Annotated in this window: 19 protein-coding genes; 12 read left to right on the forward strand and 7 right to left on the reverse strand. The window is 70.0% G+C overall.

Annotated elements, in window-relative coordinates; genetic code table 11:
* Positions 1–31: 31 nt before the first annotated feature.
* The gene (locus ABF401_RS15550; RefSeq protein WP_353510482.1) at positions 32–1,273 is read left to right on the forward strand and encodes an aminopeptidase; all 1,242 of its coding nucleotides are present in this window, start codon (positions 32–34) and stop codon (positions 1,271–1,273) included.
* Positions 1,274–1,442: 169 nt separating this feature from the next.
* The gene (locus ABF401_RS15555) at positions 1,443–3,107 is read left to right on the forward strand and encodes a long-chain-fatty-acid--CoA ligase (protein ID WP_353510500.1); all 1,665 of its coding nucleotides are present in this window, start codon (positions 1,443–1,445) and stop codon (positions 3,105–3,107) included.
* A 9-nt stretch (positions 3,108–3,116) separates the two neighbouring features.
* Here ABF401_RS15555 and asnB read toward each other — a convergent pair whose 3' ends face one another.
* Positions 3,117–5,813: an asparagine synthase (glutamine-hydrolyzing) gene (asnB, locus tag ABF401_RS15560; protein WP_353510483.1), complete on the reverse strand. Its 2,697-nt coding sequence runs from the start codon at positions 5,811–5,813 to the stop codon at positions 3,117–3,119.
* A gap of 170 nt (positions 5,814–5,983) precedes the next feature.
* On the opposite strand from asnB, the gene ABF401_RS15565 reads away from it, so the two are divergent.
* The gene (locus ABF401_RS15565) at positions 5,984–6,445 is read left to right on the forward strand and encodes a hypothetical protein (protein WP_353510484.1); all 462 of its coding nucleotides are present in this window, start codon (positions 5,984–5,986) and stop codon (positions 6,443–6,445) included.
* A 15-nt stretch (positions 6,446–6,460) separates the two neighbouring features.
* On the opposite strand, the gene guaA is transcribed toward ABF401_RS15565, so the two are convergent.
* From guaA to ABF401_RS15580, 3 genes are all read right to left on the reverse strand, one after another.
* A complete protein-coding gene (gene guaA, locus ABF401_RS15570; RefSeq protein WP_353510485.1) occupies positions 6,461–8,044 on the reverse strand; it encodes a glutamine-hydrolyzing GMP synthase in 1,584 nt (527 codons plus the stop codon).
* A 707-nt stretch (positions 8,045–8,751) separates the two neighbouring features.
* Positions 8,752–9,108, reverse strand: a complete 357-nt coding sequence (locus tag ABF401_RS15575; protein ID WP_353510486.1) for a DUF3817 domain-containing protein — start codon at positions 9,106–9,108, stop codon at positions 8,752–8,754.
* Complete coding sequence (locus ABF401_RS15580) at positions 9,105–9,866, reverse strand: SURF1 family protein (RefSeq protein WP_353510487.1); 762 nt, start codon at positions 9,864–9,866, stop codon at positions 9,105–9,107. The genes ABF401_RS15575 and ABF401_RS15580 overlap by 4 nt, the downstream gene beginning before the upstream one ends.
* A 70-nt stretch (positions 9,867–9,936) precedes the next feature.
* On the opposite strand from ABF401_RS15580, the gene ABF401_RS15585 reads away from it, so the two are divergent.
* The 7 genes from ABF401_RS15585 (at position 9,937) to mnhG (ending at position 17,078) form a co-directional block, all read left to right on the forward strand.
* Entirely contained in the window at positions 9,937–10,590 is a 654-nt protein-coding gene (locus ABF401_RS15585; RefSeq protein ID WP_353510488.1) for a hypothetical protein, read from the forward strand.
* 121 nt (positions 10,591–10,711) lie between these two features.
* Positions 10,712–13,711, forward strand: coding sequence for a Na+/H+ antiporter subunit A (locus tag ABF401_RS15590; protein ID WP_353510489.1), 3,000 nt, complete (start codon positions 10,712–10,714; stop codon positions 13,709–13,711).
* Entirely contained in the window at positions 13,708–14,172 is a 465-nt protein-coding gene (locus tag ABF401_RS15595; RefSeq protein ID WP_353510490.1) for a Na(+)/H(+) antiporter subunit C, read from the forward strand. The genes ABF401_RS15590 and ABF401_RS15595 overlap by 4 nt, the downstream gene beginning before the upstream one ends.
* Positions 14,169–15,857 carry a Na+/H+ antiporter subunit D gene (locus tag ABF401_RS15600; protein WP_353510491.1) on the forward strand — a complete coding sequence of 563 codons (1,689 nt, stop codon included), beginning with the start codon at positions 14,169–14,171 and terminating at the stop codon, positions 15,855–15,857. The genes ABF401_RS15595 and ABF401_RS15600 overlap by 4 nt, the downstream gene beginning before the upstream one ends.
* Positions 15,854–16,444 (forward strand): Na+/H+ antiporter subunit E, encoded by a 591-nt coding sequence (locus ABF401_RS15605; protein WP_353510492.1) that lies wholly within the window; start codon positions 15,854–15,856, stop codon positions 16,442–16,444. The genes ABF401_RS15600 and ABF401_RS15605 overlap by 4 nt, the downstream gene beginning before the upstream one ends.
* Positions 16,441–16,731: an MrpF/PhaF family protein gene (locus ABF401_RS15610; protein WP_353510493.1), complete on the forward strand. Its 291-nt coding sequence runs from the start codon at positions 16,441–16,443 to the stop codon at positions 16,729–16,731. The genes ABF401_RS15605 and ABF401_RS15610 overlap by 4 nt, the downstream gene beginning before the upstream one ends.
* Entirely contained in the window at positions 16,728–17,078 is a 351-nt protein-coding gene (gene mnhG, locus ABF401_RS15615; protein ID WP_353510494.1) for a monovalent cation/H(+) antiporter subunit G, read from the forward strand. Before ABF401_RS15610 ends, mnhG begins: the two co-directional genes overlap by 4 nt.
* Here the strand turns inward: mnhG and ABF401_RS15620 are convergent.
* The 3 genes from ABF401_RS15620 to ABF401_RS15630 all read right to left on the reverse strand — a co-directional run bounded on the left by ABF401_RS15620 (position 17,003) and on the right by ABF401_RS15630 (position 20,914).
* Positions 17,003–18,751 carry a GMC oxidoreductase gene (locus ABF401_RS15620; protein ID WP_353510495.1) on the reverse strand — a complete coding sequence of 583 codons (1,749 nt, stop codon included), beginning with the start codon at positions 18,749–18,751 and terminating at the stop codon, positions 17,003–17,005. The two genes, mnhG and ABF401_RS15620, sit on opposite strands and share 76 nt — an antisense overlap.
* A gap of 122 nt (positions 18,752–18,873) precedes the next feature.
* Entirely contained in the window at positions 18,874–19,995 is a 1,122-nt protein-coding gene (locus ABF401_RS15625) for a GuaB3 family IMP dehydrogenase-related protein (protein WP_353510496.1), read from the reverse strand.
* The gene (locus ABF401_RS15630) at positions 19,988–20,914 is read right to left on the reverse strand and encodes a LysR family transcriptional regulator (RefSeq protein WP_353510497.1); all 927 of its coding nucleotides are present in this window, start codon (positions 20,912–20,914) and stop codon (positions 19,988–19,990) included. Before ABF401_RS15630 ends, ABF401_RS15625 begins: the two co-directional genes overlap by 8 nt.
* A 79-nt stretch (positions 20,915–20,993) precedes the next feature.
* Between ABF401_RS15630 and ABF401_RS15635 the strand changes: the two genes are divergently transcribed.
* The gene (locus tag ABF401_RS15635; RefSeq protein ID WP_353510498.1) at positions 20,994–21,911 is read left to right on the forward strand and encodes an EamA family transporter; all 918 of its coding nucleotides are present in this window, start codon (positions 20,994–20,996) and stop codon (positions 21,909–21,911) included.
* A partial coding sequence (locus ABF401_RS15640; RefSeq protein ID WP_353510499.1) for an NAD(P)-dependent oxidoreductase occupies positions 21,908–22,371 on the forward strand: 464 nt, incomplete at its 3' end. The genes ABF401_RS15635 and ABF401_RS15640, both read left to right, overlap by 4 nt.

A 22,371-nucleotide genomic window follows, 5' to 3' on the forward strand; every position in this document is an offset into this window, starting at 1 on the left:
GGCAACTCCCCTGCGGCGCTATGGTCGGTCGATGATCACTCGTGAGCCCCTCGACGACGTGCTGAAGGCCTACGCCGAGCTCGTCATCCGCCTTGGAGTGAATGTTCAGCTCGGACAACGCGTGGTCATCCGGGCTCACCCTGAGCAGGCAGCCACCGCCCGAGCGCTGGCGACAGAGGCCTACCGGGTCGGCGCCAGCCAGGTCTCGATCGAGTACCGCGACCAGCACCTACAGCGTGCGCAGGTGGAGTACGCACCCGACGAGCAGCTCGGCAAGGTCCTCGCCCATGAGCTGGCCGCAGCGCGTTCCTGGGGCGAGGACAAGGTCGCCCTGATCAGCCTCACCGGCAACCCCAACCCGACTCTGATGAACGGGCTGGACCCCGACCGGCTGGCTCGTTCCGCGCCGCTCGAGCTCATCCAGGCAATCATGCCCATGACCACGACCAACCAGATCGCCTGGACAGTGGTGGCCGCCCCCACGTCCGGATGGGCGGAAGCCGTGCTCGGCACCCCCGACGTCGCACGTCTCTGGGAAGGCATCAAGGTCGCGATGCGCCTCGACCATGATGACCCCGTCAAGAGCTGGCAGGAGCACAACGCCACGCTGCACCAGCGGCGGGACATGCTCAACTCGCGCGGCTTCGACCGGGTGCGCTACCGCGGACCCGGCACCGACCTCACCTTGGGCCTCGCGCCGGGGAACACCTGGGCCGGCGGCGCGATCCTCAACGCCGATGGTGTCGAGTTCATGCCCAACCTGCCGACCGAAGAGGTCTTCGCCGCACCGGACTGGCGCCGGGTCGAGGGCACCATCCAGACGACCGCCGCCTTCTTCCTCGTCAGCATGAACGCGCTCGTGGAGGACCTGCGCTTGGAGGTCTCCGACGGCACCATCACCTCGGCGACGGCAGCGCGGGGCGAGGACGCGGTCCGGGCACAGTTCGACCTCGTTCCACGGTCCAGGCACTTCGGCGAGATTGCCATCGTGGACAAGGACTCGGCCGTCAAGCGCAGCGGGCTCGTCTACCAGGACATGCTCTACGACGAGAACGCCGGCTCACACGTCGCCTGGGGCACGGGCTTCCCCTTCAACGTGCCCGGCACCGACCGGCTCAAGCCGGAGGAGCGGATCAACCAGGGTCTCAACCAGGCCAGCACGCATGTAGACATCGTCATCGGCAGCCCGGAGGTCGAGATCGACGGGATCGACCGAGACGGCACCGTGACACCGATCACCCGCGGAGACACCTTCGTGCTGCCCACTGCCTGAATCGCCCACTGCCACAAGCAATAGTGTCGTATGCCGCTGAGTCGGCCCAGCGGCATACGACACCTCATCTGCTGCCAAGGAAGAAGCCCGCCCGCGGTCGGATGGGTGGGCATACGGTTGGGGCAGCGCATAGTCGCAGGGGTGGAAGGAGCGAGTCGTGGCCGAGGCAATGGAACGGATCTGGCTGAGCAGCTATGCCGAGGGGGTGCCGCACGACATCGAGCCGGTCACCGGATCGCTGACGGACCTGCTCGACGCGTCGGTGGCGCAGTACGCCGAGCGAACCGCATTGGAGTTCTTCGGCGCTGAGACGACCTACCGCCAGCTCGGTGACCAAGTGGCCCGAGCAGCCGAGGGCCTGCGCCGCCTCGGGGTCCGCAAGGGAGACCGGGTGGCCCTCGTGCTGCCGAACTGCCCGCAGCACGTCGTCGCCTTCTACGCCGTGCTCCGACTCGGCGCCGTGGTGGTCGAACACAACCCCCTCTACACCGCCGACGAGCTGGCGACGCAGTTCCGGGACCACGAGGCGACGCTCGCCATCGCCTGGGACAAGGTGGGCCCCTCGGTGCGCCGGCTGCCCGGCGTCAAGCAGGTCATCGCCGTCAACCTCATGCATGCCATGCCGCTCGCCAAACGGCTGGCCCTCGAGCTGCCGATCCCCAAGGTCCGGGTCCTCCGGTCCGCGCTGACCGCGCCCGCGCCCGGTTGCATTCCCTGGGGGCAGCTGCTCAGGCAGGGAAGGCTCGACCCCGGCCATCCCAAGCCGGCGGTCCAGGACCTCGCGGCGATCCAGTACACGAGCGGCACGACCGGAGTGCCGAAGGGGGCGATGCTGACACACCACAACCTCGTCGCCAACGCCGCGCAGGGACGGTCGTGGGTGCCCGGCATCGGCGCGGGGTCGGAGACCATCTACGCGATCCTGCCGATGTTCCACGCCTACGGCCTGACCCTGTGCGTGACCTTCGCGATGAGCGCCGGAGCCCGGCTCGTGCTCTTTCCCCGTTTCGACGTCGACCTCGTCCTCACCGCTGCCAAGAAGCACCCGCCGACGTTCCTGCCCGCAGTGCCGCCGATCTATGCCCAGCTCGCGAAGGCCGCGCGGGAACGAGGGATCGACATGTCGGCGGCACGCTGGGCGTTCTCGGGTGCGATGACCCTGCCGCCAGAGACCCTCGAGCTGTGGGAGTCGGTGACGGGCGGGCTGCTCGTCGAGGGCTACGGGCTGACCGAGGCCTCGCCCATCGCCCTCGGCAACCCGATCGGCCCGACCCGCAGGGCGGGAGCGGTGGGTGTCCCCTTCCCCAGCACCGAGATCCGGGTGGTGGACCCGGACCACCCCGACGTGGCCCGCCCGCGCGGAGAGCGCGGGGAACTGCAGATCCGGGGCCCACAGGTCTTCACCGGCTACTGGCGAAAGCCCGAGGAGACCGCTGCCGCGCTGCTCGACGGCGGCTGGCTCCGCACGGGTGACATTGTCGAGGTCGACGAGGACGGGTTCGTCTCCGTGGTCGACCGGATCAAGGAGATCATCATCACGGGCGGCTTCAACGTCATGCCGTCGGAGGTGGAGTCGGTCCTGATGGACTACCCCGGTGTGACGGACGCGGCCGTCGTGGGCCTGCCTCGGGAGGACGGGAGCGAGCAGGTCGTCGCCGCCGTCACCGTCGAGGACCCGGAGGCGTTCGACCCCGAGGCGGCTCGCGAGCACTGCCGCGCCCACCTCGCGGCCTACAAGGTCCCGCGCCGCATCGAGGTCGTGGACGAGCTGCCCAAGACGATCATCGGCAAGGTGCTCCGGCGGCAGGTGCGAGACCAGCTGCTCGCCGGCTGACGGCCTGGGTCAGGACTGCTCGAAGACGACGGCCATCGGCGTCTGCTCGGACCCCTGGCCGAGCGGGTTGTCGGCGAACATCGCCTCGTAGTGCTCCTTGGGTCCCGGCGCGTCCATGCCCAGGACATTGCGGCCGATGTCATTGGCGTCCATGACGACGGTCCCCGCGAACGTGTCGCGCCAGGGCGCGGGGACACGCTCGCGGATGAGGGCCGACAGGCGCGCCGCCACGGCGTCCGGGTCCTTGGGGGCTAGCTTGGCCGAGACGTTGGCCGGGTAGACCGAGTACTCCGTCGGGCCGTCGATGGCGCGGATGTCGCCGCCGACGAGCTCGTAGAACAGGCCGCGCTTGCCGATGAGCTTGCCGATGGCGCCACCGGCCGAGGCGTAGAGGACCCGCGGCAGGCCGGCCTCCTCGATGGCGAGCTGCATGGTGAAGGGCGAGCCGAGGCCGATCCCTGCGGGAGTGCGCGTCACGTAGCGCGACAGGATGCGTGCCGGACGCGAGACCTTGATGTCCCAGATGAAGTACGAGCGGCCCTGGGTGATGGCGACGATCTTCTCCGAGATGAAGAAGTACCAGCGCCCCTTGGTCGCGACGTCGTGGTCGCCACCGGCCGCCGGCAGCCCTGCGAAGAACCGCTCGAGGTAGCCGAGGGTCCTCTGCTCCAGATCGTCCTCCCTCGCGTAGAGCTCGGCCCGCAACGGATAGCGTCGCACCGTCCTGCCGGCGCCGGCGCCGGCACCCTCGGCGGCGTCGAGCACGAGGTCGAGCTCCTTGCGGGCGTTCGGCTCGTAGTCCGTCTTGACCCGGGGGGCGACGTCGGCGTCCGCAGGCTTGTCGTCGAAGTACTCCTGGAGCCACAGCTCGAGGTTGACCAGACGCCAGAACGTCATCGAGTCGACGTCGTTGGTGCCCTTGATCCATCCCTCGAAGGCGTGCAGCACCTCGGTCTGGTTGAAGTACGGCCGGGTCGCGAAGGACTCCGACAGGAAGATCCCGTAGAAGTGGTTCTTCAGGCGCATGAACCACTCGCCCTGCGGCGTGGTGAAGCCAATCTTGTTGCGGCGCCGGTTGATCGACTCGGGCAGGAGGTCGCGCGTCGCGTCGCGCAGGATGCGCTTGTTCCAGCCGTCCTTGATGATGGCCTCGTCGGACAGCGAGAAGATGAACTTGACGACCTCCTTGTCGAGGAACGGCACGCGCCCCTCGAGCGAGAACCGCATCGTGTTCTTGTCCTCGTAGCGGAGCAACGACGGCAGCGACCCGACGAAGAGGTCCTCGACGAGGCGCTTCTTGAGGTTCGACCCCTCGACGGCGTACCGCTCCCCTTGGTGCGCGGCCACGAACCCCTGGCCGAGCAGCTGGGTCGTTGGGATGTCCTTGCGCCCGCGCAACCGTGCCTTGAGCTTGAACCGCCCGAGCCGGTAGAGCACGTCGAGCGACTTGGACAGCTCGCGTGCCGCCGCGAGGCCACCCTGCGCCCGGAGCTGGCGCAGGTAGACGAAGTAGTAGGGGATGTAGCCGGCCATCATCTCGTCGGCGCCCTGCCCGTCAAGCAGGACGGTGACGTGCTTCGTCGCCTCGCGCATCACCTGGTACTGCGCGTAGGGACCGCTCGAGATGAGCGGCTCCTCCTGCGTGCGCACGAAGTCGACGAGGTCCTCCTTGAACTCCGAGGCCGTCGGCTTGATCTTGTGCCCGCTGACCTGTCCCCGGCAGATCTCGAGGATGTCGTCGACGTAGCGCTCCTCGTCGTTGATCGAGTTCGGGAACACGGCGGAGAAGGTGTTCTGCTGCTGGCCCACCGACCCCGCGGCGGTGGCGTCGTGCTCGTTCAGCAGCCGGTTGATGATGACGGCGACCGCGGACGAGTCGAGTCCGCCGGAGAGCGACGTCCCGACCGGCACCTCCGACTGCAGCCGCAGGCGCACCGCCTCGGTCAGCCGCTCGCGGTACTCGCGGACCGCGGCCTCGTCGTAGGGCCGCTGTTCCCGGGCCAGCTCGAGCAGCTCGTCCCGCAGCCGCGTGAACGACCGTCGCCCGACGGATCCGTCGGCACCGATGACCATCATCTCGCCGGGCTCGAGCCGCTCGACCCCGTCGAAGAACGTCTCTCGCCCGTCCTCGTGGATCCGGTAGCGCAGGTAGCGGTAGATCGTCCGGTCGTTCGGTCGCTTCTCGTACCGCCCCGATGCCAGCAGGGGCTTGATCTCGGAACTGAACAACCACACGTCCCCGCCATCCGCGCCCGAGCCGGCTGAGCGGCATACGTAAAGCGGTTTGATCCCGAAATGGTCGCGGGCGAGCGTCAGCGAGCGCTCCTGCGCGTCCCAGATGGCGACGCCGAACATCCCGTTGAAGCGGTCGAACGCGTCCGCGCCCCACTCCGCGAAGGCCTGGAGAACGACCTCCGTGTCGCTGTCCGTCTCGAAGGTGTGGCCGAGGGGTTCGAGCTCGGCGCGCAGGTCGAGATAGTTGTAGACCTCGCCGTTGTAGCTGATCGTGTAGCGGCCGTCGCGGGTGGTCATCGGCTGCTGGCCGTGGGCACGGTCGATGATTGACAGCCGCCGGTGCGCGAATCCGACCAGGCCGTCGGTGAAGATGCCGTCGCCGTCGGGACCGCGGTGGACCTGGCAGTCGTTCATCCGGCGCAGCAGCGCCTCGTCGGCCGTCAGCCCGTGGTACCCAGCGATTCCGCACATGCCGAACACCCTAATGGCGTATGCCGCTGAGCTCGCACTCGCTCGCACGTGCCCTCCCAGCCCTCCCGGAGCTTCCGGCGAGCGGGCATCGCGGTGTCGCGGGTGAACCGCACGCACCGCCTCGGCGTCTTCGCCAGCGACCCATTCCGACCATGGAAGCGGAGGCGACCATGCACCGTCCGTCCCGTACTGCGTCCTTCGTCCTCGGTGGCCTGGCGGCCGCGACCCTCGTCACCGGGACTGCGGCGATCGCCGCCGATGCGGACGCCCTGCTCAAGGCCCCGCTCCAGGGCAGCATCCTCAGCGACCCACCCCTCTTCGGCGCGACCCGGGGTGGCGCCCCGTGGCAGATCGGCACCAGCGAGGCCAAGCTCGAGCTCGACGGCACGGTCAAGGTCACGATCGCCGGTCTGCTCATCCCCGGGGTCGGGGTCGGTCAGGTCCGCAACGTCACGGCCACCGTCGCGTGCAACGGTGAGCGCGTTGCGACGACCGCAGCGGTCCCGCTGAGCGCCGCCGGAAACGCCCAGATCAAGGACGACGTCACACTGCCGGTCCGCTGCCTGGCGCCCGCCGTGCTCATCAACCCGAACGGCAACGCGAACGTCTACATCGCGGCGACCGGCCACTGACGCTGAGGGCTCAGGTCACTCCCATTCGATCGTGCCGGGTGGCTTGCTCGTCACGTCGAGCACGACCCGGTTGACCTCCTCGACCTCGTTGGTGATGCGCGTCGAGATCGTCGCGAGCACCTCGTAGGGGACCCGCGCCCAGTCAGCCGTCATCGCATCCTCCGACGCCACCGGCCGCAGGACGACCGGGTGGCCGTACGTGCGACCGTCGCCCTGGACGCCGACCGAGCGCACGTCGGCGAGCAGCACGACCGGGCACTGCCAGATGTCACGGTCGAGCCCGGCCCTCGTCAGCTCCTCGCGGGCGATCGCGTCCGCGCGGCGCAGGATGGCCAGCCGCTCCGCGTCGACGGCGCCGATGATGCGGATCCCGAGCCCGGGGCCGGGGAACGGCTGCCGCCAGACGATCGCCTCCGGGACCCCGAGCTCGAGGCCGACCTGGCGCACCTCGTCCTTGAACAGGCTGCGCAGGGGCTCGACGAGCTTGAACTGGAGGTCGTCGGGCAGACCGCCGACGTTGTGGTGGCTCTTGATGTTCGCCGCGCCCTCGCCGCCGCCGGACTCGACGACGTCGGGGTAGAGCGTGCCCTGGACGAGCCACTTGACCGGGTGCTCCTCATCCGCGTGGCTGCCGACGACATCACGGGCTGCCTGCTCGAAGACCCGGATGAACTGCTCGCCGATGGTCTTGCGCTTCGTCTCGGGATCGGTGATGCCGGCCAGCGCACCGAGGAAGCGCTCCTGGGCGTCGACGACGACGAGATCGACCCCGGTCGCGTCGACGAAGTCCTTCTCGACCTGCTCGGCCTCGCCCTCGCGCAGCAGGCCGTGGTCGACGAAGACACAGGTCAGCTGGTCGCCGACGGCCCTCTGGACGAGCGCCGCAGCGACGGAGGAGTCGACGCCGCCGGACAGGGCGCAGAGGACGCGGTCCTCACCGACCTGTTCGCGAATGCTGTCGACGAGCTCCTCGACGACGTTGCCCGGCGTCCACTCCGGCTCGATGCCCGCGCCCTTCCGGAGGAAGTTCTCGATGACCTGCTGGCCGTGCTCGGAGTGCAGCACCTCGGGGTGCCACTGGACGCCGTAGAGACGGCGCTCGTCGTCCTCGAAGGCAGCGACGGGGGTGGCCAGCGTCGAAGCGGTGATGAGGAAGCCGTCCGGGGCCTCGCCCACCGAGTCGCCGTGCGACATCCACACGACCTGCTCCTCCGGCTGGCCGTCGAACAGCGTCGAGTCGGTTCGGGAGATCGACGCCTCGGTCTTGCCGTACTCCCGGGCTCCGGTGCGGTCGACCGTGCCGCCGAGGGCCCGGGCCATGGACTGGAACCCGTAGCACATGCCGAGGACCGGCACACCCGCCTCGAGCAACGCCGGGTCGAGGCGCGGTGCGCCCTCCTCGTAGACCGAGCTCGGGCCGCCGGACAGGATGATCGCGACGGGCTGCTTGGCGAGCAGGTCCGCAACCGGCATGGAGTGCGGCACGACCTCGCTGTACACCTGCGCCTCGCGGACCCGCCGGGCGATGAGCTGGGCGTACTGTGCACCGAAGTCGACGACGAGGACGGGGTGGGCCTGGAGGTCGTGCGCTTCTTTCACGCACGAAGCCTAGCCGCCCGCCCCTTCCAATCGAGTGCGCACTTCACGCCACCCATCCCGCTTGGTCGAGTGTGCACGCGGACCCCGGCGCACACTGCACACTCGACGAGGTGCCCGGGCGCCGACTGCCTCGAGTGTGCACTTCGCGTCGCCATTGGACGGGACCGATGACGGGACCGACCCGGTCCAGGTCGGCTGCCCAAGCACGGCCGCGACACCTCATCCCGTCATTCGTCCCCCACGGGGCAGGGCATGAGCGGCGCACACCGCACACTCGACGAAGGGCCTGGCCCGCCGACTGCCTCGAGTGGGCACTTCGCGTCGCCATCGGACGGGGAACGATGACGGGACCGACCCGGTCCAGGTCGGCTGCCCAAGCACGGCCACGACACCTCATCCCGTCATTCGTCCCCCACGGGCCAGGGCATGAGCGGCCCACACCGCACACTCGACGAGGCACCCGGGCGCCGCCTGCCTCGAGTGTGCACTTCGCGTCGCCATCGGACGGGACCGATGACGGGACCGACCCGGTCCAGGTCGGCGGCCCAAGCACGGCCGCGACACCCTCATCCCGTCATTCGTCCCCCACGGGGCAAGGCATGAGCGGCGCACACTGCACACTCGACGAGGTGGCACGCGGACCTCGGCGCAAGATGCACACTCGACCGACGGGGTGAGCGGCGCGAAGTGCACACTCGAGGTTGAGGTCAGGCGGCGTAGGCGCGCTGGAGCAGCGCGTTGACCTCCTGCGTGTTCCGGTGCTCTGCGATCCACGGGACGATGGGCACGAAGCCGGCCAGCAGGTTGAGGACGATCCGCTTGAGATCCCACGCGAGCTTGACGCCGAGGTTCGCGACCGACGCCGCGAAGACCATGTAGATGAAGCCGTGGATGTAGCTCCAGTTCTCGGTGAGGAAGTTGGTCTGGTCGAGGGCGTACTTCATGACCATCTCGGTGACCAGGACGAGGAGCGCGACACCGGCGATGAAGGCCATGACCCGATAGAAGCTCAGCGCCGTCCTGATCTGCTTCGGCTTGGCCAGGTTGCTCGGATAGGTGCTCACGCGTGCGCGTCCTCTCTCGGTGCTGCCGGCTCTGGGTCGGCCGGCTGCTGCTCTGCTCGGAACATCTTCCACCACATCCAGATCGCGAAGAGACCGAAGACCCACCACTGGACGGCGTAGGCAAGGTTCTTGAGGTTGAGGGGTGCGTCGGCCTCTGGCGGCGGCACCCGGGCGAGCACCGGATCGGCGTGCGCACCTGCCTGCCCCGACTCGGACGAGGCGAGCAGCACGACGTTGTAGAGATCCCCGGGCCACTCGTTGACGAGCTGCGCCAGGTCGATGCCGCGGCGCTGGCCGTCCGGCAGGGGCGGGCCGCTGCGTGGCGACTCCCCGGGCCCGAGCGTGCCGAGGACGGTCACCGTCCCTGCGGGTGGCGGCGGCGCGGTCGTCGGTGTCCCGTCGACGAACCCGCGCAGGACGGCAACAGTGCCGGCCGAGGTCTCGAGCGGTGTCACCACCCAGGAGCCGACCCGGCCACCCAGCCGACGGTCGGGAACGACGAACCCCAGCTCGGCGGCATACGTCCCAGTGACGCTCACGGGCCGGTTGGAGAACTCCGCCTGGAACGCGGAGTGCGGGGTCGCCACCTCGGGGAGCGGCGCGCGGGGCAGCGCGGCCGCCGCGGAGACGGCCTCCTTGCGGCCCTCGTCCTGCGCGACGCCCAGCTGCCAGAGCCCGAGGAAGACGCACGCGACGACCGCGATGAGCATGACGATCGTCAAGCCCACCCAGCGCGGGGTGAGCAGGCCACGGAACACGCGTCAAGCGTAGGTCACGGCCCGGAGCCGCTGTGTCACCGCCCGAGCGACCGTGGCACACTCGACGCTCATGAGCGGCCGCACGTCCCTCCACCGCCGACGCCACCGGATCGTGCTCGCCGGCGCCGCGGCTGTCCTCTCGCTGGTCGGGCTCACCGGCTGCGGCGGACCCGAGCCGCTCCCTGCTGCCACGGTGACGGTCTGGGTGGACCCGCCTGTGGAAGCCGCCTCCCAAAGCACGCCGGAGGCGACGCCCACGACAAGCCAGGAGACGTCACCCGTTCCGGTCTCCCTGCGCGCCGGGCACCTGAATGATGCGGTGTTCTCGTACGACCGGGCGCGGGAGCTCTTCGACAACGCCGGCAGGTCCGTCGAGATCGCCGAGTTCCGCAGCCCGAGCGGCAACATCTACTGCCGTCTCGGCCCCGACTTCGCCGCCTGCGAGGTGGAGGAGGGCCGCATCGAGCCGCCTGCCGACGGGATCTGCGCACGTGGCGAGGCCAACGACGTCGGCCGGCTGGAGCTCGTCGCCGGAGCGGTCACCCCGGTCTGCAACACCGACTCAATCCGGGACTCCGAGGCGAAGAAGCTCGCCTACGGCCGCGTCGCGCGCCTGCCGGGCGTCGACGTGACGTGCCTCAGCGAGGAGTGGGGCGTGACCTGCATCGACCCGAACAAGGAGCACGGCTTCTTCCTCGCCCGGGGCAGCTTCACGACGTTCTGAGCAGCCTCGCCCTCGCGCGCGCCGCGCGGACCGACGTCGGCTCGGCCGAAACCTCCCCGTAGAATCGTCCCTCCGGCGCAGCCGAGCCGGACTCTTCCCAACCGACGTTTCGAGGAGACCCGTGGCGCAACTGCTGCTCCTGCACCTGGTGGCAGCCGTCGTCGCCCCGCTCCTCGTCAGCCTGCTCGGCCGGAAGGCGTTCCTCGTCCTCGCGCTGGTGCCGGCCACGGCGTTTGGCTGGCTCGTCTCCGTCTCGAGCGAGGTGCGAGCCGGGCAGGGCCCGACCCAACACATCTCATGGGTGCCCGGGCTCGGGGTCGACCTCGACTTCCGGGTGACCACATTGTCGTGGGTTCTGGGGCTGCTCGTCACGGGAGTCGGCGCCCTCGTCCTGATGTACTGCGCCTGGTACTTCAAAGCCGGTGACGCCACCATGTGGCGCTTCACCGCGGTCTTCACCGCCTTCGCCGGTGCGATGCTCGGCCTGGTCCTGACGGACAACCTCCTCGTCCTCTACGTCTTCTGGGAGCTGACCACGGTCTTCTCCTACCTGCTCATCGGACACAACCCGGCCAGCTCGACCAACCGGCGTGCCGCAATGCAGGCGCTGCTCGTGACGACCTTCGGCGGCCTCGCGATGCTCATCGGGATCATCGCCATCGGGGTCCACCACACGTACTCGATCAGCGAGCTCCTCAGCTCCCCACCGCCGCTCGACGGGGTCACCGTCGCTGCCATCATTCTGTTGCTTGTCGGGGCGCTGTCGAAGTCGGCGCTCATCCCGTTCCATTTCTGGCTCCCCGGCGCCATGGCCGCGCCGACACCGGTCAGCGCCTACCTCCACGCAGCTGCCATGGTCAAGGCCGGTGTCTACCTCGTCGCCCTCCTCGCCCCGGCCTTCGCCGGGGCCCCGGCCTGGCATGCCCTCACGGTTGGGCTGGGCATCGCCACCATGCTCCTCGGCGGATGGCGGGCGCTGCGCCAGCACGACCTCAAGCTCCTGCTCGCCTACGGCACCGTGAGCCAGCTGGGATTCATGGTGGCCATCAGCGGGATCGGCACGCGCGCGGCCGCGCTCTCGGCTCTCGCGCTCATCATCGGGCACGCCCTGTTCAAGTCCACGCTCTTCCTCACGGTCGGGATCATCGACAAGTCGACGGGAACCCGCGACCTGAGGCGCCTCTCGGGCCTCGGCCGCCGGCTCCTCCCGGTGAGCATCCCGGCCGGACTGGCGGCGCTCTCGATGGCCGGCGTGGCGCCCCTCACCGGCTTCGTCGCGAAGGAGAGCGTGCTCGGCGCGGTTCTGGGCGGCATCGAGGACGCCGCACCGCTGCCCCGGGCCTGGGGGTGGATCGCCCTGGCGGGCATCCTCCTCGGGTCGGTCCTCACCGTGGCCTACACGGCGCGCTTCATGTGGGGGGCATTCGCCACCAAGCCCGGCGTCCCGACCACGCGGTTCACCGTGCCGCATCCCGGATTCGTCGCGGCACCGCTCCTGCTCGGCGTGACCTCGCTCTTCCTGGGCCTGCTCGCCCCGATCGAGTCCACCTGGCTGATGCCCTACGCGGACGAGTTCACCGTGGGCGACGCCCCCGAGCCACTCGCGCTCTGGCATGGCCTGACTGTCCCCCTTGCGCTCTCCGTCGTCTCGATCCTCGCCGGTGGCCTCCTGTTCCTTGCCCGGGAGGACGTCGCCCGAGCCCAGGCCCGGGTCCCGGACTTCGTCGACGGCGAGCGCATCTTCGGTCACGTGCTCCGGGGCGTCGACCGGGGCGCGGTCGAAACCACCGCGGTGACCCAACGTGGCTCCCTTCCCCTCTACATCATGGCGATCCTCGTGGTGTTCGTCGCGCTGCCTGGCGGGGCCGCGGTGCTGGGAGGGTCCGTCGGTGCCGTGCGCCCGTGGGACACCCCAGCCCAGGCCGTCGTGGCCGGGATCGTCGTCGCGGCAGCCCTCCTCGTCCTCTTCACCCGCAGACGCCTGACGAGCTTCATGCTCGTCGGGGTCACGGGCTACGGGACAGCCACGATCTTCATTCTCGCCGGCGCGCCGGATCTCGGCATCACCCAGATGCTCGTCGAGACGGTCGCCCTCGTCGTCTTCGTCCTCGTCCTGCGCAGGCTTCCGACGAAGTTCACCCGCCACCCGCAGTCGCCGGTCCGGTCCTGGCGCCCCGTCCTCGGCCTCGCCGTCGGCCTCGGGGTCGCCGCCATGGCGCTCGTCACCACGAGCGCCCGCACCCAGCTGCCGGCCTCCGCGCGGTTCCCCACCGAGGCGTACGACTTCGGCCATGGCCGGAACATCGTCAACGTGGCCCTCGTCGACATAAGGGCGTGGGACACGATGGGCGAGGTCTCCGTCCTCGTCGCCGCCGCGACCGGGATCGCGAGTCTCATCTTCGTCCAGACCCGGAACGCCCGGCTCTCCCGCGCCACGGCCAAGAACCTCCCCCCGACCGAGCCGACGAGGGGCACGTGGCTGCACGGTGGTCGCACGCTGCGACCCGAACGCCGGTCGGTCATCTTCGAGGTCGTCACCCGGCTCTTCTTCCACGTCATGCTCGCGGCGTCGCTGTACCTGCTCTTCGCCGGCCACAACCAACCAGGCGGCGGTTTCGCCGGCGGACTGGTGGCCGGGCTCGCCCTGGCGATCCGCTACCTCGCCGGCGGGCGCTACGAGCTCGACGAGGCGGCCCCCTTCGACGCCGGCCTCCTCGTCGGGCTGGGCCTGCTCGTCGTCGTCGCCTCGGCGCTGGCCCCGCTCGCTTTCGGTGGCACCATCCTCCAGACGACCGCCCTGGACTTCGAGCTGCCGATCTGGGGAGAGGTGCACCTGGTCACCTCACTGTTCTTCGACGCCGGCGTCTACCTCATCGTCGTGGGAATGATGCTCGACATCGTCCGGAGCCTCGGCACCGGCATCGACCGCCACATCGCCGAGGCGACGTCCGACCCCGGCGCCGCAGCGGCCATCGACGCTTCGCCTGCGGGCGAGGCTCCGGCACCCGACGCGGCTCCTGCGGGCGAACCGGACGCGGACGGGGCGGCCCCCTCCGGGGAGCCTGCTCGAACGGCCGACTCCGGTGCGTCACGGCCCCGAAGCAGGGAGGCCTCGCCATGATCGCCCTCATCGAGCCGACGATCGAGCCCAACGTCACGCTCATCATCGTCGTGGCCGCGCTCATCGCCACCGGAACCGTCCTCGTGCTGGACCGAAGCCTCGTGCGGATCCTGCTCGGACTGCTCCTCGTCGGCAACGGCGTCTCGATCCTCTACATCGTCGTGGCGGGCGAGGCGGGAGACCCCCCGTTCGTCGGTGCGAGCGAGCCGGGGGAGATGAGCGATCCGTTGCCGCAGGCGATGGTGTTGACGGCCATCGTCATCTCCCTGGCCACGATGGGCTTCCTGCTCGCCCTGGCCTACCGGCTCTGGCAGCTGTCGGGGACGGATGACGTGCCCGACGACGCGGAGGACGCACGGATCCTCGATCTCGCGCTGGCCAACGAGACGTCGTCCACGTACGACCCCAACCTGACCCCGACCTCGACCGCTGACGAGAGTGCTCGGGAGAGCAGCCCATGAGCTCAACCGTGCCCAACCTCGTCCCGATGGCCGTGCTGCTTCCGCTGCTCGGTGCCGCCCTCACCCTCGCCTTCCGGCGTTCACCGGCCCTGCAGCGGACCATCAGTGTGGGTGTCCTCACCACCGTCGTCGCGGTGGCGGCCATCCTCGTCCAGCAGACCGACGCTCACGGCCCGCAGGTCCTCTGGCTCGGCGCCTGGCCGGAACCGCTCGGCATCTCCCTCGTCGCCGACCGGCTGAGCTCGCTCATGCTGCTCGTGTCGGCCGTCGTCTCGCTGCTCGTCCTCATCTTCGCCATTGGCCAAGGGCAGGCGGACGACGAGGAGGACACGCCGATGTCGATCTTCCACCCGACCTACCTCGTGCTCATGGCTGGCGTGTCCAACGCGTTCCTGGCGGGCGACCTCTTCAACCTCTTCGTCGGCTTCGAGATCCTGCTCTTCGCCTCCTACGTCCTGCTGACGCTGGGTGGCACGGGACCCCGAATCCATGCCGGCACGACGTACGTCGTCGTCAGCCTGGTCAGCTCGTCCCTGTTCCTCATCGCCATCGCGTCGGCCTATGCCGCGACGGGGACCGTCAACCTCGCACAGCTCGCCCTCCGGATCGAGGGGCTGCCGGCCAGCGTGGCCCTCGTCGTGCAGCTGGCGCTGCTCACGACCTTCGGGATCAAGGCGGCCGTCTTCCCAATGTCCTCGTGGCTGCCCGACAGCTACCCGACCGCGCCGGCGCCGGTGACGGCCGTCTTCGCCGGCTTGCTGACGAAGGTCGGTGTCTACGCGATCATCCGCACACAGACGCTCCTCTTCCCCGAGTCGCCCCTCACCGGGCTGCTCATGTGGGCGGCGCTGCTGACCATGATCATCGGCATCCTCGGTGCGGTGTCCCAGACCGGGCTCAAGCGAATGCTGTCCTTCACGCTGGTCAGCCACATCGGCTACATGATCTTCGGCATTGCCCTCGCGAGCGAGCACGGCACCGCCGGCGCGATCTTCTACGTCGCCCACCACATCACCATCCAGACCGCGCTGTTCCTCATCACCGGACTCGTGGAGCGGCTCGGTGGGACGACGTCACTTGACCGGCTCGGCGGCCTCGCGGCTGCCTCACCGGTGCTCGCCATCCTGTTCTTCACCTCGGCCATGAACCTGTCCGGCATCCCGCCACTGTCCGGATTCCTCGCGAAGATCGGTCTGCTGCACGCGGGACTGGAGCTGGGCACGCCGATGGCCTGGGTCCTCGTGGTGGCCGGAATCGTGACCAGCCTGCTCACGCTCTACGCGCTGTCGAAGGTCTGGAGCCAGGCGTTCTGGCGCAGCGCCCCCCAGCAGGCCACCGCGGACGAGGAAGCGGATGGCACCGCCGGGTCCGAGGAGTTCGAGACGACACCGGTCCCCGTCGCGCAGGGGGCCGCGGCACGGACCGACTCACGGGGGGAGGCCCTCGCGACCGGGCCCCGTGACTTCTACACCGACCCGCCGCGGCGGCGCGCGACCGCCACCGCACAGGCCGCACGCCCACTGCCCAAGACGATGCTGTGGGCGACGGCAGCGATGACTGCGGTGGGCATCGTCATCACGCTCGCTGCCGGGCCGCTCTTCGCCTACACCCAGCGTGCCGCGACGGATCTCATGCAGCGTGACCCCTACATCACGAGCGTGCTGCCCCCGGAGGTGCGCAGATGAGCACGCAGCCCCAGCCAGTGGAGGGCCCCGTTCCGACCGAGACGCCACGGAGACGGCGGCGCTCGTTCCAGCCCCGTGCCATCCTCGTCGTCGCGCTGGCCTGGTGCCTGCTCTGGGACCGCATCAGCTGGGGCAACATCCTGTCCGGCCTGGTCGTCGGGCTCGTGGTCACCCTCGCCTTCCCGCTGCCCTCCATCGAGTTCGGAGGTCGGCTGCGCGTCACCCGGCTGCTCGGGTTGTTGGCCCACTTCTTCTGGGACCTCACCGTCGCGTCCATCCACGTCGCCATCCTGGCCTTCCGCCCCAGCCCCCCGCGCAACTCCGTCATCGAGGTCCAGCTGCGCAGCCGCTCCGACTTCTACCTCACGCTGACGTCCTTGCTCGTCGGGCTCGTCCCCGGCTCGACCGTCATCGAAGCCCGGAGGTCGCACTCGATCGTCTATCTCCACCTGCTCGACGTCTCGGGCGAGGAGGCGGTCAGGCGCTTCCACGACCACGTGCTGGAGATCGAGGAACGCGTCGTACGCGTGCTCGGATCGCCCGAGGAGATCGCCGCCGTCGAACAGCTCAAGAAGGAGGGACGATGACCATCGTCACCGCCGCCGCGACCCTCATGCTCGGCCTCGCCGCTGCCCTGTGTCTCTTCCGGATCTACCGAGGCCCGAGCGCGCTCGACCGGATCCTCGCGATCGACGTGCTCCTCATCGTCCTCATCGCCGGGATTGCCCTCGAGTCGGTGTCCAACCACCACGAGACCAACCTCTCGCTCATCATGATCCTGACGATCATCAGCTACATCGGAGGCGTGTCCATCACCCGCTTGCTCTCACGCGACTCCGACGACCAGGCGTCCGAACCGGAGGCAGCCCCGTGAACTGGCCCGCCATCCTCGACGTCGCCGGTGCGATCTCCCTGCTCCTCGGCGCAGCGCTGTGCCTCGCCGGAGCGGTTGGACTGATCCGCTTCCCCGACACGCTTTCCCGGCTTCATGCAGTGACCAAGCCGCAGACCCTCGGGCTGATTCTCGTCATCGCCGCCCTGGCCCTGATGCTGCGCTCCTGGGCTGCCATCTCGACTCTGGTCATCGCCGGCGCCGCGCAGTTCTTCACCGCCCCGGTCTCCGCCCACCTCGTCGGCCGGGCCGCCTATCGCAACGGGCGCGTCGACCGCAGCAACCTCGACGTCGACGAGCTGTCCGAGGCGCTCGAGAGGAGCGACTGACCCTCCGGACCTCCGCGCAACCGGCGTGCGTAGGGCTCTGCCTGGGTCGGGCGCTCGTCCTGCCGTCCCCGAGCTGGCCACAACGACATGGCGCGCTCGGCCTGTGCGGTGATCGTCAGGCTCGGGTTCACGCCGAGGTTCGCCGAGATGGCCGCGCCATCCACGACGTGCAGGCCCGGATAGTTCCAGACGCGGTGGTAGGGATCGATGACGCCCTGGTCCGGAGACGCGGAGATCACCGCACCCCCGATGAAGTGGGCGGTCATCGGGATGTCGAGGATCTCGCCGATGCTGGACCCCGGGAAGGCTCGCTCGCCGGTCGCCCGGCCGAGCCGGCCCGCCAGGGCGCGCACCGCGGCGTTGCCCTCGGGGATGTAGGTCGGGTTGGGCGCACCGTAGCCCTGCGACGAGGTCAGGCGGGTGCCGAGGAGGCCACGTCGGCGCCGCACGTTGATGGAGTTGTCCGTCGTCTGCATGACGAGCGCGATGACGGTGCGCTCGCTCCAGCGGCGTTTCGACAGGGACCTGAGGAAGACGGCCGGGTGGGCCACCGTCTGGCCCAGGAACCTGGCCCACCGCGGCAACCGACCGCCGCCGTCGACCTGCAGGACCGCGAGCAGGCCCATGGCGTTGGAGCCCTTGCCATAGCGGACGTTCTCGACGTGGGTGGTCTCGTTCACATGGAAGCTCGAGGTGATCGCGACTCCCCGCGACAGATCCATCCCCTGCGGCACGCGCGCCGTGGTCGCCCCCGCGAGGGCCTCCGAGTTCGTCCTCGTGAGGTCGCCGAGTCGGCCCGACAGCCGCGGTAGGTGGCTCTCTCGCATGGCGTGCAGCAGCTGCGCCGTCCCCCAGGCACCCGCCGCGATCACGACCTGGTCGGCGGTGATCGTTCGACGGTCCTTGCCTCGTCTGGTCCAGCCACCGGTGCGCTCGGTGGTCACGGCGTAGCCGCGCTCCGGCCGGGCGGGGTCGAGCGGGCGTACCTCGGTCACCGTGCGCAGCGGCTCGATCGTCACGCCGCGTCGCTCGGCGAGGGCCAGGTAGTTCTTGACGAGCGTGTTCTTGGCGCCGACCTTGCAGCCGACCATGCAGTTCCCACACTCGGTGCAGCCGACGCGGTCCGGGCCCTCACCGCCGAAGAACGGATCCGGCACCCGCTTGCCGGGCTCCCCGAAGTAGACGGCGACCGGGGTCTTGCGGAACGAGTCCCCGACGCCGAGATCGTTCGCCGTGTCCTTCATGACCTGCTCCACGGGGCCCCAGCACGGGTTCTCGACCACTCCGAGCATGCGCTGGGCCGTCGCGTAGTGCGGCGCCAGCTCGGCCTGCCAGTCGGTGATGTCCGACCACTGCGGGTCGCGGAAGAACGGCTCCGGGGGCACATAGAGGGTGTTGGCGTAGTTGAGGGAGCCACCTCCGACGCCGGCTCCGCCGAGGATGAGGCACTCCGGCAGCCGGTGGATCCGCTGGACCCCGTAGCAGCCCAGCCGGGGCGCCCAGAGATAGCGCCGCAGGTTCCAGCTCGTCTCCGCGAAGTCGTCGTCGCCGAAACGGCGGCCGGCCTCGTAGACATGGACGCGGTAGCCCTTCTCAGCCAGCCGGAGAGCCGCCACCGATCCACCGAAGCCCGACCCGATGACCACGACGTCGTGGTCGTACACCTGCGTCATAGTCGCAGCGTAAACGCCGTGGTCCGCGAAGGCTACCGCTGAGTAACGAAACCCACAGCCCGACCTGGCGGACGTGCGGAAGCGAGCCCAGCGGCATACGGCAGGAGAAACTGCCGTGATCGTTACTGACCGAGGTAGGGCGAGACGACGACCTCGACGCGCTGGAACTCCTTGACATCGCTGTACCCGGTCGTCGCCATGGCACGGCGCAGGGCGCCGACGAGGTTCGTCGTGCCGTCGGCCTGCCGCCCCGGGCCGAAGAGGATCTCCTCGATCGAGGCCTGCATGCCGAGCTCCATCCGGACACCGCGCGGCAGCTCGGAGTGATGCGCCTCAGGGCCCCAGTGGTACCCGCGCCCGGGCGCGTCCGTGGCGCGGGCCAGTGCGGCGCCGAGCATGACGGCGTCGGCCCCGCACGCGACGGCCTTGACGATGTCACCCGAGGTGCCGACGCCTCCGTCCGCGATGACGTGGACGTACCGGCCGCCGGACTCGTCGAGGTAGTCCCGCCGCGCGGCGGCGACATCGGCCACGGCCGAGGCCATCGGTGCATGGATGCCGAGCGTCTTGCGGGTCGTGTGCGCCGCTCCCCCGCCGAAACCGACGAGCACGCCAGCCGCCCCCGTGCGCATCAGGTGCAGCGCCGCGGTGTAGGACGCGGCCCCGCCGACGATGACCGGCACGTCGAGCTCGTAGATGAACCGCTTGAGGTTGAGCGGCTCCGCCCGACCGGACACGTGCTCGGCGGACACCGTCGTGCCACGAATGACGAACAGGTCGACTCCCGCGTCGACGACGGTCTTCCAGTGCTGCTGGGTGCGCTGCGGCGACAGCGCACCGGCCACCGTGACGCCCGCCTCACGCAGCTGGTGCAGCCGCTCGGTGATGAGCTCCGGCTTGATCGGCTCGGCGTAGATCTCCTGCATGCGCGGGGTTGCGTTGGCCGGGTCGAGCCCGGCGATCTCCGCCAGCTGCGCCGTCGGGTCCTCGTAGCGGGTCCACAGACCCTCGAGATCGAGGACGGGCAGCGCGCCCAGCTTGCCGAGCGCGATCGCGGACTCGGGAGAGACGACCGAGTCCATCGGCGCCGCCATGACCGGGATGTCGAAGTGGTAGGCGTCGATCTGCCACGAGACCGAGACCTCCTCGGGATCGCGGGTGCGCCGGGAGGGCACCACGGCGATGTCGTCGAAGGAGTAGGCCCGCCGTCCGCGCTTGCCTCGGCCGATCTCGATCTCAGTCACCGCCCGATCCTAGCCGTCTGGCGCTCGGGGCCGACCCTGGTCGGGGTCCGAGCTGCGGCTGGAGCGCCTCGAGGAACGCGAGGGTCGCGCGACTGGGATTGAAGCTGCTCCAGGCGAGGTACTCGATGCGCGTGGGCCCGTCCGTGACCGGGACCGCGGCCAGGTCGACCGACACCGGAACGAGGGCCGGTGCGAGGAGGGCGACGGCGAGGTCCTGCCGGATGAGGCCGAGAATGAGACTCGGGTCCATGGCCTCGAAGGCGACCTCGCGCCGCAAGCCCGCCGCCGCGAAGGCGAGGTCGCTCTGGGCACGGCCCGGGGTCCCGGCGGGGAAGTCCGCGAAGGACTCCTCGGCCAGGTCACGCAGGTTGACGGCGTCCCGTCCGGCGAGGCGATGGCTCGCGCTGAGGACGGCGACGAGCCGGTCCCGCAGCAGCTCGCGGGTCTGGACCCGTTGCGGCGGGACGGAGTCCGGGAGACCGAGGACGGCGACGTCGACCGCCCCGGCGTCGATGGCGGCAACGAGCGCGTCGCTCCCACCACCTCGCACCGCGATGCGGACCGCCGGATGAGCCTGGCGGAACTCGCGCAACGCGGCCGGGACGTCGATGGCGGTGACGGTGGGGATCAGGCCGATGGTCAACCGCCCCCGGAGCTGGCCGGTGGCCGCAGCGGCATCCGCCGCGGCCTGCTCGGCCGCTGCCAGGCAGGCCCGTGCCGCAGGCAGGAATGCCGCGCCGGCGTCGGTCAGCTCAACGCGCCGGCTGGTCCGGGCGAACAGCCGCACGCCGAGCTCGAGCTCCAGCGACTTGATCTGGTGGCTCAGCGCTGACTGGACGACGAAGCAGCGTTGAGCGGCCCGCGTGAAGTTCTGCGTCTCTGCCACGGCGATCACGTAGCGCAGCTGGTGCAGTTCCATGGATCAATGATGCATTGCGATCGCTGCAGTGATAACGATGTGTTGGACTCATCGACGGCTCCGACCGCACCGTTGTCACGTGACCACCACGACGAGACTGCGCCCTCTCGCACCGGCGCCGACGACCAACCGGACCCTGCCCACCCTGACGACCGCCCTCGCTCCCGCCGTCTGGGGGACGACCTACATCGTCACCACGGAGCTGTTGCCGCACGGCCACCCGATGTTCGCCTCGCTCATCCGCGCGCTGCCGGCCGGCCTGCTCGCCCTGGCCATCGCGCGGACCCTGCCGCCACCGGGCTGGAGATGGCGAACCGCAGTGCTCGGGACGTTGAACATCGGCCTCTTCTTCCCGCTGTTGTTCCTGGCCGCCGAGCGCCTCCCCGGTGGGGTTGCCGCCACCCTGGGAGCCACCCAGCCCGTCATCGTCGCCCTGCTGGCCGTGGTCGTGCTGTCCGAGCCACTGTCTCGGTGGCGGCTGGGCTGGGGCCTTGCCGGGGTCGCCGGTGTCGCCCTGGTCGTGCTGGGGCCCGGCGCCTCCTTCGACGTCACCGGCATCGTCGCCGGCCTTGCCGGCGCGGGCTCCATGGGGCTGGGCGTGATCCTCACCAAGCGGTGGGGCCGGCCCGAGGGCGTCAGTGCCATCGCCTACGCGAGCTGGCAGCTCACCGCCGGTGGCCTCGTGCTGCTCGTCCCGACCCTGCTCGTCGAGGGTCTCCCCAGCCAGGTCGGTGGCGGGGCCGTTGCGGGGTATGCCTGGCTCGGCCTCGTCGGCGGACTGGCCGCGTACACCCTCTGGTTCACGGGCCTGCGGACCTTGCCCGTCACGGCGACCGCCCTCCTCGGCCTGCTCTCCCCGCTCGTGGCCGCCGGCCTCGGCGCCCTCGTGCTCGGCCAGACGCTCGACTCCCTCCAGCTGACCGGGTTCGCGCTCGCACTCGCCGCGCTCGGGGCCGGTCAGCTCACCCCACGTCCTCGCGAAGGAGCCCACCCATGAACATCACCGTCATCGGCGCGACCGGCATGGTCGGCACCCGTCTCGTCGCCGAAGCGACTGCGCGCGGACATCGGGTCATTGCCGCCTCCCGGCACCCCGGCAGCCATCCGCCCGGCGATGCCATCACCCCCATCGCTGTCGACGCCCGCGAGCAGCAGCAGCTCGCGGTCGCGCTCCGGGGCGCCGACAGGGCCGTCCTCGCCGTCCGTCCAGCCCTCGGCCAGGAGGACACCCTGGCGGCCCTGACGACGAGCGTCCTCGATGCCGCCGCCCGTGCCGGCACGCGACTCCTCGTCATCGGCGGTGCCGGGCCGCTGCGCTCACCGAGCGGGACCGACCGCCTCGTTGCCGACGACCCGCAATACGTCCCCGCGGCGTGGCGCGCCGTCGCCACCGCGAGCACCGAGCAGCTGCGTGCCTGCGAACGCCACGCCGATGCGGCATGGAGCTATCTCAGCCC

Source organism: Intrasporangium sp. (assembly GCF_040414665.1).
Classification (GTDB): domain Bacteria; phylum Actinomycetota; class Actinomycetes; order Actinomycetales; family Dermatophilaceae; genus Intrasporangium.